Source organism: Ketobacter sp. GenoA1 (assembly GCF_003671475.1).
Classification (GTDB): Bacteria; Pseudomonadota; Gammaproteobacteria; order Pseudomonadales; family Ketobacteraceae; genus Ketobacter.
In genome coordinates, this window is the sequence record NZ_RCHM01000044.1 from 134,838 (window position 1) to 148,105 (window position 13,268).

Sequence of the window (13,268 nt, forward strand, 5' to 3'; positions counted from 1 at the left end):
GGCTGCTGCCCGCTGGCGGCAGCCTGCTGATCTTTGTGACCCCAATCGCTACACACGCACACCAGGGCTGCTGGTATAGCTGTCCAGAACATCCATATAGTTCGCCCGTTCGTAGCCTTCCGGATTTGCTGCATTGCGATAGCTCAGACTGCCCTGCAACTGCTGCACGGATGTATATTCCTTCTCCGTCATCCAGCAACCCATATCCTCGAGTATGGTGCCGATGACCTCGGGCCCGGCTTTCAACAGTACACTGCACAGATTCACAACGTCCGCCCCTGCCAACAATGCTTTCATCACATCCTGAAAGCCATGAAAGCCGCCGGTGGCAGACAGGGTCAATCCGACATGAGGCCGGATCATGGCAATCCAGCGGATGCGCAACAGCGTTTCCTGAACACTGGACAAGCTTAATTGCGGCCTGATCTGCAGCGTCTCCAGATCAATATCCGGCTGATAAAAGCGATTAAAAACCGATACACCGGCAGCACCGGCCTGCTCCAATCGACTGACAAAGCTCACCACACCAGAAAACTGGTTGGACAGTTTTGCCACGCAGGGTATCTGCACCGAGCCTGCCAGGTGAGAGACCAACGTCAGATAACGTTCCTCTATCATCTCGCTGCGGGTTTCCACACCGGGTTCAACTCCAAACAGATTCAATTCAATGGCATCACAACCGGCCGCCTGCAGATCCTGCGCATGCTCAATCCAGCCACTATCAGTCACCCCATTGAGACTGGCCACCACAGGTATAGACAGTGATTGTTTATAACGGACAATCGTTTCCAGCATCCGATCCAGGCGGGACGCACAGGGATGTACCGTGGGCAGAAAACTGTCCGCTTCGTGATGACCGATGTCCTGCATATCCATGAATCGATGCAGGTGTTCCTGTTCATGGATCAACTCTTCCTCAAACAGGGAAGGCAGTATCAGGGCCGCCGCCCCGGCATCTTCCAGGCGGCGGGCATCATCAAGGTTACCGGTCAGCGGTCCGGATGACGGCACCAGTGGATTCTTCAGGGTTAAACCGCAATAGCGTGTTGTGAAATCCACCATTATTGAATCTCCTCGTCCCAATCCAGTGCCGCCAATTGCTGATAACGCTCAAACCGTTCATGCACTTCGGCCCGTGCCTGATCCAGCAGCAAAGCGGCCCGCTGCGGATGCGTATTCCAGAGCATGCTGAAACGGGTTTCACTTTTCACAAACTCCGCGTAATCCACAGAGGGTGGTTTGGAATCCAGCTTCAGCGGATTCTGTCCCTGTTGCGCTTTACGCGGATCAAACCGGAACAGCGGCCAATGACCGGAATCCACCGCCAAATTCTGCTGTCGATGGTTGTTGCTCATATCCACCCCATGGGCGATGCACGGAGCATAGGCGATGATCAGCGATGGCCCGTCATAGGCTTCCGCTTCCAAAAACGTATGCAGGGTATGGACATCCTTGGCGCCGTAGGCAACGTGGGCCACGTACACGTTTTCATAGGTCATGGCGATGCGCGCCAGATCCTTTTTTGCGGTGGCTTTACCACTGGCGGAAAACTTGGCCACCGCGCCACGGGGAGTGGCCTTGGAGGTTTGGCCTCCGGTATTGGAATACACCTCCGTATCCAGTACCAGAATATTCACATCACGGCCGGAGGCCATAACATGATCCAGGCCACCAAAACCGATATCGTAAGCCCACCCATCACCACCGATGATCCAGATGCTTTTACGGCACAACGCATCCAGCACCGGCTCCAATTGGCGCGCAGCGGGTTCACCGACGTTATTCAACCGGTCACGAATGGCCGCCACCCGCTGCCGCTGCTCATGAATCTCTGCCTCATTGCTCTGGGGGCTGTTCAACACAGCCTCAACCAGACTTGGTTCCAATGTATGCGCCAGCTGCCGCAGGCAATCCTCCGCAATCAAGCGCTGCTGATCGTACGCGGCTCTGATACCCAGGCCGAACTCCGCATTGTCTTCAAACAGGGAATTATTCCATGCGGGCCCACGGCCCTCGGCGTTTTTTGTCCAGGGCGTGGTGGGCAGGTTACCGCCGTAAATCGATGAACAGCCGGTGGCATTGGCAACCACCATGCGATCACCAAACAACTGGCTGGCCAATTTGATGTAAGGCGTTTCCCCGCAGCCGGAACAGGCGCCGGAAAATTCAAACAGTGGTTCCAACAACATGGAGCCTTTCATGGTGTTGACTTTCACCTCGCTCCGATCCATGTCGGGCAATCCAAGAAAGTAATCCCAGTTGAGTTTTTCCTGTTCCTTTAACGGCCCGATCGCAGCCATATTCAATGCCTTGTGGCTGGCGTTGCTTTTATCCCGTATGGGGCAGATGTCAACACACAAAGAACAACCGGTGCAGTCCTCAGGTGCCACCTGATAACTGATGTGCGTGCCCTGGGGATAATCCTTACCCTTAATCTGGACCTGCTTGAACGTGGCGGGCGCATCCTTGGCCGCGGCAGCGGGGAACGCCTTGCTGCGAATCACCCCATGGGGGCAGACGAACGCGCACTTGCCGCAATGGGTGCAGAGTTGCTCATCCCACACCGGGATTTCCAGGCCGATATTTCGCTTTTCGATTTTCGCGGTACCGGTGGGATAAGTGCCATCCGCCGGCAACAGGCTTACCGGTATCCGATCACCACGCCCGGCGATGATTTCTGCGGTAACGTTCTTCAGGAACGGATCAGTTTGCGCCGCACCCACCTCCTGTATTTCCTGGCTGGAGCTAACTTCAGCGGGCAACGGCACTTTGATCAAGGCGGCCAGCGTATTATCAATGGCTTCGAAATTGCGGCGGGTGATGTGGCGACCTTTGCGGCCATAGGTTTTCTCCACCGAGGCTTTGATCTGCTGTATTGCCTCCGCCCTGGGCAGAACCCCTGAAATCGCAAAGAAACAGGTTTGCATCACCGTATTGATACGCCGCCCCATACCACTCTGCCGGGCAACCTCATAGGCATCAATGATGTACAGACTGATATTTTTCTGCAGCATCTGCTGTTGGGCGGAGCGCGGTAAGGATTGCCATACCTGATCTTGCGAAAGCGAGGTGTTGAGCACAAAGACCGCCTCCTGTGCGGCCTTTTTCAACATATCGAACTTCTCCAGAAATATCGTCTGGTGACAGCCCACGTAGCGGGCGCGGTCATCTCCGATAAGATAGGCTGAGCGGATCGGCTGTTGACCAAAACGCAGGTGGGACACGGTTACCGCACCGGATTTTTTGGAGTCGTAGACAAAGTAGCCCTGGGCATGCAGATCGGTGCAATCCCCGATTATTTTGATGCTGTTCTTGTTGGCGCTGACGGTTCCGTCAGAGCCCAGGCCATAGAACAGGCATTCAAAGGGCTTGCTGTTCTGCGCCGGCGCGTTGCGCTCCTCCCAGGGCAGACTGGAGTGCGTGACATCATCCACAATGCCCACGGTGAAATGATTGCGGGGAGAAAGACTGTGTAAATTGTCAAACACCGAGCACACCATGCCCGGTGTGAACTCCTTGGAAGACAAGCCGAAGCGGCCGCCCACCACCCGTGGCACCTGGGCGAATGGCAACCTGCCCGCCCCCGCCGCATCCAGCACCGCTGTGGCCACATCCTTATACAGGGGATCACCCTCAGCACCGGGCTCCTTGGTTCGGTCCAGTACGGCAATGGCTCGGGTGGTGGTGGGCAGAGCGGCCAGTAAGGCTGTGCCGTCAAACGGCCGATAGAGTCGCGGCTTCAATACGCCCACTTTCTCACCTTTGGCCAGCAATCCGCTGACGGTTTCGGCCACGGTTTCAGCGCCGCACCCCATCACAATGATCACACGCTCGGCATCGCTGGCGCCTTCATAGTCAAACAGTCGGTAGGCCCGGCCGGTCAGGTCGGCAAACTGATCCATGGCCTGTTGCAGGATGGCCGGGAACTGCTGGTAGTAGGGGTTGACAGTTTCCCTGGCCTGGAAAAAGACATCGGGATTCTGCGATGTGCCCCGAATAACCGGGTGTTCCGGCGACAGCGCCCGCTGGCGATGTGCTTGCACCGCATCGCCATCGATCATGGCGGCAATAACCGAATCCTCAATGCTGTGTATTTTCGCCACTTCGTGGGACGTGCGAAAGCCATCAAAGAAATGCAGTACCGGGATGCGACTGTTGAGCGTGGCAGCCTGGGTGATCAGCGCCATGTCGTGGGCTTCCTGCACGGAATTGGATGCCACCATCGCAAAACCGGTGCCACGGGCGGACATCACGTCGCTGTGATCGGCAAAAATCGACAGGGCCTGCGCCGCAACCGAACGCGCGGCAATGTGAAACACCGTGGGAGTCAGCTCCCCTGCAATCTTGTACATATTGGGCAGCATCAACAGCAGCCCCTGGGACGCGGTGAAGGTGGTGGCGAGCGTGCCCCCCTGCAGCGCACCATGGATGGCTCCGGCGGCGCCCGCTTCACTCTGCATCTCAATGATCTGAGGCACCGAGCCAAAAATATTGGGGCGGCCCTGGGCCGACCAGGCATCCGCGTGCTCCCCCATGGGGGAGGCAGGGGTGATCGGATAAATGGCGATAACTTCGTTGGTTTTATGGGCGATCAGGGCCACCGCCTCATTCCCATCAATGGTCAGGAAGTGGCTTGCTGTGTCCGGCATTGCAGTCTCTCCGCAGGGTCAGGGCACCGAGAGCATCACTGTTGCACGGCTACCCGGGCCATGAATTGATCTGGAACAAGGGTGGCAAGGGTTTTCACCGTGGAACGGAGCCCACAGCTAGACAATTACTGGAGATGCGTGAAGCATTCTGGTGCCCGTTGGGGAATCTGCCTAGGATGTTTAAAACCAACCCAATTTTGTGGCTAAGATGAAAATCGGCTTAATACTGGGAGACCAGCTTTCCCCGGGGCTTGCGACCCTGGCACAACTGGATCGGCAGCGGGATTGCCTGCTGCTGGCGGAAGTGGGCGCGGAGGCCCGATACGTTGCCCACCACCAGCAAAAAATAGCGTTCATCTTCAGCGCCATGCGGCATTTCGCCGCCGAACGACGGGACGAGGGCTGGAACGTCATATACCAGCATTACGATCCCGCTACACCAGAACGGACACTGCTTGATGTGGTGCAGGACACACTCAAGCACAACCCGGCAGACAGCCTGGTGATCACCCACTGCGGGGAATACCGCTTACAACATGACATTGACCAGCTGTGGACCCGGGTGTTGCCCTGTGCGGTGCGGGTGCTGGACGACAACCGGTTTCTGGCGTCGCTGGAGGAATTTAAGCATTGGGCCGGCCAACGCAAACAACTGCGTATGGAATACTTCTACCGGGAGATGCGCAAGCGCACCGGCCTGCTGATGCGAAGTGCCACCCAACCGGAAGGTGGCCAATGGAATTTTGATCAGCGCAATCGCCAACCCTACCGTGGAGAACCACCGATACCACCCCTGCCTGCGTTCACGCGGGACGACATCGATAAATCGGTGCTGGAGTGTGTGGCATCGCATTTCAGCGATCATCCGGGAAAACTGCAACCCTTTAACTGGGCCACCACCGGCCAGCAGGCCCGGGCCGCCCTCGACCATTTCATTGAATTCCGGCTGCCCTGGTACGGCGATTTTCAGGATGCCATGGTCATGCATGAGCACGCCCTGTTTCACAGCCTGCTCTCCCCTTATCTGAACGCCGGCCTGCTGGAACCGCTGCAGGTGTGTGAAGCCGCCCAGACCGCCTACCAAGAAGGCCGCGCTCCGCTCAACGCAGTGGAAGGCTTTATCCGTCAGATCATCGGCTGGCGCGAATACGTGCGCGGCATCTACTGGCTGAACATGCCCGATTACGCCCATTTGAACAGTCAGCACAATCAACGGCCGCTGCCCCACTATTATTGGAGCGGTGAAACCCGAATGCAGTGCATGGCGCAATGTTTTAAAAATACCTTTGAGCATGGCTATGCCCATCACATACAGCGTCTGATGATCACCGGCAACTTCGCGCTGCTGGCCGGCATTGTCCCCAGGGAAATCTGCCAATGGTACCTGGCGGTGTACGTGGATGCATACGATTGGGTGGAATTGCCCAATACCCTGGGCATGGTGATGCACGCTGACGGCGGCTATCTGGGCAGCAAACCCTATGCGGCGTCCGGCAATTACATCCACAAAATGTCCGACTATTGCCAACATTGTGACTACAACGTAAAAACCGCCTCAGAAGCGGACAGCTGCCCCTTCAACAGCCTGTACTGGCACTTCATGCAACGTCATCGCACCGCATTCGAGGGCAATCCCCGAATGAACATGATCTACCGAACCTTTGACAAAATGGATGCGGAAAAGCGTGCCCGCAGCCTGCAGCACGCCGAACAACTGCTGCAGCGACTGGACGAGCTGTAACAACACAGCCAGGCTCAACAGATCGTAGACACCGGAACCGACCGCAAACTTTTACCCGCCCGGGCGTTCAAAGTTTCAGACAACGTAACAAGGTAGGTGACTATGTTTCGATGGAGTCATATTGATGTGTCGGCCAACCCGGACGATGAGGCCATACATCCCCCCAATACGGCTCTGCTGTTTGATCAGGAACAGTGGGAACAAACAGTGGATGAAGAAATCGAGGTGACAACAGAAAATCCATCCCGTGGCAACATTGCCGACCACCCACTACTGGATGCCCAGCAGGAACAGGCACTGGCCACTAGCCTGCGGGATTGCTTCCGCCGATTACAGCAACAATTGGCCGGCAACAGCGAACGCCTGGCAACACTGCTGGATCAGATCCAAGCTGAAGAATGGCCGGCGCAGGCCAGCAGGCAGCCGGAGTTAAAGGTTACCCTGGACGCCATCATCACCACCCACGATCACTGGCAACTGTGCCGACAGTGCTTAGCGGAGCCAGCCCGGGAGCAGGCGCTGCTGCAGCGGTTGATACACCTGTTCGATCACATTGACATAAACCGGGATTTCATACTGCAGCAGGCAGAGAATGTTGCACAGGGCACCACGGAGGCCACACATTCAGACCTGGTGCATACCCTGCATAAGCTTTATGACGTTCGCAATCAACTGGTGGAATGCAATGTGCGCCTGGTCTACCACCTGGCAAAACGGCACCGCGATAAAGGCATGGAATTCGACGATCTGGTGCAGGAAGGGATCCTGGGCCTGCTGCGCGCCGCCATCAAGTTTGATGCCCAGGTGGGCGTGCGCTTTTCAACCTATGCATTCTGGTGGATTCAACAGGCCATGCGTCAGGCAATCGCCAAACAGCGCTCCCTGATCCGCTACCCCACCCACATCAACCATCAGGTCAACCGTATGTACGCTTTCATGCAGGCCCACCGCAGCCGTGCCGGCCGCAATGCCACGCCAGCGGATATCCAGCGGGAAACCGGCTTCAGCCGCAAAAAAATTCAGGATCTGCGTTCCTTGTCCAACCTCTGTATCTCTGCTGACACCCCGCTGTTCGACGATGGCCAGAAAACCCTGCTGGACGAGTTAAGTTACGACTGGCAGCAAGCCGACCCGGACTCTGCCACCGCCATCGCGCAGCAGCAGCGTCGGATTCAATCCTATCTTGATCGGCTCAGTGACAGGGAGGCCACCATTGTGCGCCTGAAGTACGGCATCGGCCATCATCAGCCATACTCACTCAACGAAATCGCCCCACAGATCGGCGTCAGTCGCGAGCGGGTACGACAGATTCTGGAAGAGGCGCTGGAAAAACTCAGGCTTCTACCAGGCTGAGATCAATACCTTCCTGCTCCAGAACGGATTGCAGCAATGATTCCATGATTTGCCGCGCTTCAGCGGTACGAAGATGGATGTGCCGGTGCAAATCTTCAGATGCCTTGTCCTTGTTTTCACATTGAGCACTGTAATTCTCGAACGCCACCAGACTCTTGATGACTTCAGCCATGTGGTGGGGGCACTCGCACTCAATACTGGAAGACAGGTTTGCCGCTTTATTCAACGCGTGATCAGTGAACTGGCGTGAGGGTGCGCGCCGCATGGGAAGAATCTTGGCGCTCTTACCCTCAACGTTGACCACGTCGCTCAACAGGCTGTGCAAATCATTCCTGTCCACCGGTGCTTTCATGGTGCGCACCCCCAGCGTTCGCAGGTAGCTCACGTCCTGCTGCCGGGCAAAGCGATAAAACAGCACCACACTGCCGGCCGCCAGTGATTTGACAAACGCGCCCAGTTCCCTGGCTTCGGCTGCGTTGAAAGAAGGCACGTCGAGCATCACCAGATCATAGTGCCCGGCGCTGTACACCTGCTTGAATTCCGCGACACTGGCATGACGCTCCAGCCCCTGCAGATTCAGATACTGCAGCACCATCTGCTCCAGACTGGGCATCAGTTCCGCCCCCACCAGACAGACTTTGTAATCCCGTTTTGCGGCAGCCGGCTTGACGGTGGCCGCCCCGAACTCTGAGAGGGTCTCTTTCAATTCGCTGTCACTCATGTCCGCCACTGAACTGATGGCCAGACCGTTATCAACACAGGCCTTCAGCAATTTGAGCCGGCGCAGTGCCGCCTCGCTGTAAACGCGGCGCCCGCTTTCAGTACGCTCCGTGTCCACCGCATTGTGACGCTTCTCCCAGACCCGCAGATTGTGCACGGTCAAGCCAGTTAACTTCGCAACGGCGCCGATTCGATACTGTTTCATGGGTTTATCTCCTGGATTAATCACCACAAATAAGACAACAACAAAACAAATAATAGATACTACCTAGACACATTTCAATTAAAGCCATTATGTCAGCTATTGTCAAGAACAATACATTGACAACTAAGCAGGAGTAACACCATGAATCAATACGAAGCCCCGCTGGCAGACTTCTCGTTTCTACTGTTCGATGTCATGCAAGCCCACCAAACCTATTCAGGTTTGGCCGGTTACGAGGAATTCAGCCCGGATCTGGCGGAAGCGGTACTGAGTGAGATGGCGAAGTTTGCCAGTGGCGTGCTGCTGCCGGCGAATGCGGAGGGCGACCAGCAGGGCTGCCGCTACGACGCGGCCACCCACACCGTCACCGCACCACAGGCCTACCAGCAGCCCTTTCAACAATTCGTCGCCAACGGCTGGCCCTCACTGACCGCACCCACCGAATACGGCGGCCAGGGCTTACCCAAGATTCTGGGGGTGGCCTTCGACGAAATGTGTGCCGCCACCAACACATCCCTCAGCATGTACTTCGGCCTCACACACGGCGCCATCGTGGCACTGGAACAGCACGCCAGCGAGGCGCTGAAAAGCCAGTACCTGGAAAAACTCATCGCCGGACAATGGACCGGCACCATGTGCCTCACCGAGCCGCAGTGCGGCACCGACCTGGGGCTGATCAAGACCCGCGCCGAGCCCCAGCCGGATCAACACAACACCTACCGTATCAATGGCGCCAAAATCTGGATCACCGGGGGTGAACACGATCTGGCGGAGAACATTATTCATCTGGTGCTGGCAAAATTGCCCGATGCTCCGGCCGGAACCAAAGGCATTTCGCTCTTTCTGGTACCCAAATGGCTCACCAACGGGGAGCGCAACGGCATCTATTGCAGCGGCCTGGAACACAAAATGGGCATCAATGGTTCAGCCACCTGTTTCATGAACCTGGAAAACGCGGAGGGCTATTTGATTGGCGAACCCCATCAGGGCCTGCGCTATATGTTCTCCATGATGAATTCCGCCCGCTTGATGGTAGGTGTTCAGGGTTTGGGGCTGGGGCATGCGGCCTATCAGACCGCCCTGGGCTTTGCCCGGGAACGGATTCAGGGGCGCTCCGTGGCCGGCATTCAGGAGCCGGACAAACCCGCCGACACCATCCTGGTTCACCCGGACGTACGGCGCATGCTGCTGACCCAGAAAGCCCTGGTGGAAGGCGGCAGAGCGCTGGCAATGTGGGTCGGCCTGCAACTGGACATCAGCGAACGCAGCAAGGATGACACCGCCAGGGAACAGGCCTCGGATCTGGTGGAACTGCTGACACCCGTGGTCAAGGCCCACCTCACCGACACCGGCTACCACATCTGCGACCAGGCGGTACAAACCCTGGGCGGTTCCGGCTACACCCGGGACTGGGGCATTGAACAACTGCTGCGTGACTGCCGGATCTCCCGTATTTATGAAGGCACCAACGGCATTCAGGCGCTGGACTTCGTCGGCCGCAAGTTACCCATGGGAGGTGGCCGCGCTGTCAAGGCGCTGTTGACAGAACTCAGCGGCATGCTGACATCCATCACTGAGCCCCAGGTTCAACAGCCACTGCAGAAAGCGCTCGCACAGCTGCAGGATGCACTGGGCTGGTTGACCCAGCACGGCTTGCAGGATCGGGAGCAGGCTGCGGCAGCGGCCACCCCCCTGTTGAAACTGTTCGGAATTGCCGTGCAGGGATTTTTACTGGCGCGCAACGCCCAGGTGGCGGAAGACTTGATGGCCAACGGCGATGAGCGCCCTGTGCTGCGGAGCAAAAGCAAAACCAGGGACGTGTACCTGCGGGAAATCCTGCCTGAAATGCAGGCTCTGACGCAAACCATCAAAGCCGGCAAGGATCACCTGATGGCCTTTAGCGCCGAGGAGTTCTGATGGATGGCCGGGTCAGCAACCAAGGATGACACAGACCGCACTACCTTGATTATCGGCGCCGGCAGCACACTGGCCGGTGCCCTTATCAGGCAGCTTGCCGCGGAGGCCGATGGCGGCCGCATTGTCGCCATCAGCCGCCGGCCTGCGCCGACACCTGGCGCCGCCGTGCACTGGATAACCTGTGATTACAGTGAACAACACATCGCCTCAACCTGCGCCAAGCTGATGACCTATCAAGGCAGTGTGCAGCGGGTTTACCTGTTCAACGGGCAACTGCACAACACTGATCTGCTGCCGGAAAAAAGGCTGGAAGATCTGAGCGAGCGCTGCCTGCAAAGCATCCTGCATTCAAACACCATTGTACCGGCCCTGTGGCTGGCGCGCCTGCCCACCCTGCTGCGCGGCCCCAGGCATTGTGTGGTCACCCTGCTGAGCGCCAGGGTGGGCAGCATCAACGACAACCAACTGGGCGGCTGGTACAGCTACCGGATGTCCAAGGCCGCCCTCAATATGCTGGTGAAAACCGCCGCCATTGAATATCAGCGGCGGGCGGAGAATGTGTCGCTGATGGCTTACCATCCGGGCACTGTCGACACGCCCCTGTCCAAGCCATTCCAAAGCCGGGTGCCTGAGGACAAACTGTTCAGCCCGCAACGGGCAGCAACTTACCTGACGCAATGCTGTGATGGCATAAAACCGGGACAAAGCGGACTCTATCGGGATTGGCGGGGTGAGGATATTGCCTGGTAGCGCAGCGACAGAAGACCGTCACGCACAGTGGACAATAAGCCGGGTAGCCGTACACTAGCACAGAAGACATCCGCCCGCTTCCACACAAGATGATTCCCATGATGGCCAGTTTCACCACCAAGATCCAGCCCATTGCCCTGCCCCTGTGGTACGTGCTGTTGTGCCTGCTGCCTTTAGCCTGTAGCGACAGCCGCACCCCGGAGCACATCATTATCCAAAACCTGGAACACCTGGAAAGCGGAATTGAAGAAAAAGACCCGGATCAGGTGCTGGATCTGTTACACCCCAATTTCGGCACCCGCTCCGGCCATGACAGGCTATGGATCAAGCGCACCCTGGCGTTCTATATGCTGAAACATACCAACATTGAAATTGTGGCCAGCGCACTGGCAATCGAGATGGAGGCGGACGTGGCCCACGCCCGTTTCAACGCACTGGTGACCGGTGGTGAGGGCCTCATCCCACAGCAGGGTGCTGTCTATCAGGTGCACACCGAATGGCGCCTGGAGGGCACTGACTGGTTGCTGGTGTTTGCCGATTGGGAGCGGCGCTGAGGGCGCATCTTGAGTTTTGTATAACCCCCCATTACAGTGTGCAAAAGGCCGTTATAATTGCATGCAACAAACCCTGTACCAGCAGATTGAATTGCAAACAGATCCATAAATTACCGTTACAGGAGATGTCATTATCACTTACTCCGTTGATATTACCCGGGTTGAACGCGATCTGTATGAGCTTGCCAAGTTCGGCTACAGAGAGAGCGATAAAGGGATCTACCGGCAGGGCTTCACCGAAGCCGACTGGCAGGCTCGACACTGGATCACCGACCACTTTCAGCGTTGCGGATTGCACACCCACATGGACGGCGCCGGTAACGTCTGCGGCCGCTATGGCCCCCAGGACAAACCGGCCATCCTGATCGGCTCGCATCTGGATTCGGTACCGGCCGGTGGCATCTTTGACGGCACCCTGGGGGTGATCGCCGGCCTGGAATGTGTGCGCATCATTCAGGAACAGGACATTCCCCTGCAATACCCCATTGAGATCATTGCCACCAGCGAAGAGGAAGGCCGCTTTGGTGGTATGCTGGGTGCGCAGGCACTCAGCGGCAGCCTGACACTGGACTGGCTGGAAAACGCCAAAGACCCCACCGGTGAAACCCTGAAGCAGGCCATGGCGGCACGGGGTCTGGATTACCATGAAGCCCTGCACGCCAAACGCAACCCGGAGGATGTAAAAGCCTTTATCGAGCTGCACATCGAACAGGGCCCGGTGTTGGAAGCCAGCAAAAAAACCATCGGGGTGGTGGAAGGTATTTCGGGCGTTTTCAAATGGCTGATCAAATTTCTGGGCAAGGCAGACCACGCCGGCACCGCGCCCATGGATTTACGCAGCGATGCCTTTATGGGGCTGGCGGATTTTGCCCACGAGATCAAGCGCATCATCGACGAGAATGGTACGGATAAATCCCGCCTTACCATCGGCCGCGTGGATTTGAAACCCGGCTACGCACATACCGTACCCGGTGAAGCGGATTTCACACTGGTGGGCCGGGATATGTCGGAACAGGTGATGCGCGACCTGGCCGACAGTTGCCGCAAGGCCCTATCAGCCATTGCCCGCCGGCACCGGCTGATGTTTGAGTACGAGCAAATGAGCTGGCTGGAGCCCAAAAGCTGTTCCCAGCATGTAATGGACGTGATTGAACAAACCACCCAGGAGCTGGGTTACAGTTATCAGCTTATGCCCAGTGGGGCAGGCCACGATGCCCAGTTCTTCACCGACATCACCCCCACCGGCATGATTTTTATTCCCAGCGTGGGCGGTGTCAGTCACGCACCGGATGAATGGTCGCACTGGGTGGATGTGGAGAAAGGCTGCAACGTTTTACTCAACAGCCTGCTCCGGTTACAGACAACGCTTTAGGGCTGGC

General features: G+C 57.2%; 9 protein-coding genes. 6 read left to right on the forward strand and 3 right to left on the reverse strand.

The window, feature by feature from the left end; all coding sequences use genetic code 11:
* Positions 1-48: 48 nt before the first annotated feature.
* Together D9N13_RS19925 and nifJ are read right to left on the reverse strand one after the other, a co-directional pair.
* Positions 49-1,062, reverse strand: a complete 1,014-nt coding sequence (locus tag D9N13_RS19925) for a dihydroorotate dehydrogenase-like protein (RefSeq protein ID WP_290593623.1) — start codon at positions 1,060-1,062, stop codon at positions 49-51.
* The gene (gene nifJ, locus D9N13_RS19930; RefSeq protein WP_290593625.1) at positions 1,062-4,649 is read right to left on the reverse strand and encodes a pyruvate:ferredoxin (flavodoxin) oxidoreductase; all 3,588 of its coding nucleotides are present in this window, start codon (positions 4,647-4,649) and stop codon (positions 1,062-1,064) included. Before nifJ ends, D9N13_RS19925 begins: the two co-directional genes overlap by 1 nt.
* Before the next feature lie 208 nt (positions 4,650-4,857).
* Here nifJ and D9N13_RS19935 point away from each other — a divergent pair, with 208 nt between their 5' ends.
* Both D9N13_RS19935 and D9N13_RS19940 read left to right on the forward strand, forming a co-directional pair.
* Entirely contained in the window at positions 4,858-6,390 is a 1,533-nt protein-coding gene (locus D9N13_RS19935) for a cryptochrome/photolyase family protein (RefSeq protein ID WP_290593627.1), read from the forward strand.
* A 102-nt stretch (positions 6,391-6,492) separates the two neighbouring features.
* Positions 6,493-7,743: an RNA polymerase sigma factor RpoD/SigA gene (locus D9N13_RS19940; RefSeq protein ID WP_290593629.1), complete on the forward strand. Its 1,251-nt coding sequence runs from the start codon at positions 6,493-6,495 to the stop codon at positions 7,741-7,743.
* Here the strand turns inward: D9N13_RS19940 and D9N13_RS19945 are convergent.
* The gene (locus D9N13_RS19945) at positions 7,724-8,668 is read right to left on the reverse strand and encodes a MerR family transcriptional regulator (protein ID WP_290593631.1); all 945 of its coding nucleotides are present in this window, start codon (positions 8,666-8,668) and stop codon (positions 7,724-7,726) included. The genes D9N13_RS19940 and D9N13_RS19945 overlap by 20 nt on opposite strands.
* Positions 8,669-8,809: 141 nt before the next feature.
* Here D9N13_RS19945 and D9N13_RS19950 point away from each other — a divergent pair, with 141 nt between their 5' ends.
* The 4 genes from D9N13_RS19950 (at position 8,810) to D9N13_RS19965 (ending at position 13,261) form a co-directional block, all read left to right on the forward strand.
* Positions 8,810-10,585: an acyl-CoA dehydrogenase C-terminal domain-containing protein gene (locus tag D9N13_RS19950; RefSeq protein ID WP_290593633.1), complete on the forward strand. Its 1,776-nt coding sequence runs from the start codon at positions 8,810-8,812 to the stop codon at positions 10,583-10,585.
* Between the two features lie 3 nt (positions 10,586-10,588).
* Positions 10,589-11,335, forward strand: coding sequence for an SDR family NAD(P)-dependent oxidoreductase (locus D9N13_RS19955; RefSeq protein ID WP_290593635.1), 747 nt, complete (start codon positions 10,589-10,591; stop codon positions 11,333-11,335).
* A gap of 98 nt (positions 11,336-11,433) precedes the next feature.
* A complete protein-coding gene (locus D9N13_RS19960) occupies positions 11,434-11,889 on the forward strand; it encodes a hypothetical protein (RefSeq protein ID WP_290593637.1) in 456 nt (151 codons plus the stop codon).
* A gap of 172 nt (positions 11,890-12,061) precedes the next feature.
* A complete protein-coding gene (locus D9N13_RS19965) occupies positions 12,062-13,261 on the forward strand; it encodes a Zn-dependent hydrolase (RefSeq protein WP_290593854.1) in 1,200 nt (399 codons plus the stop codon).
* The last annotated feature ends 7 nt before the right edge of the window (positions 13,262-13,268 follow it).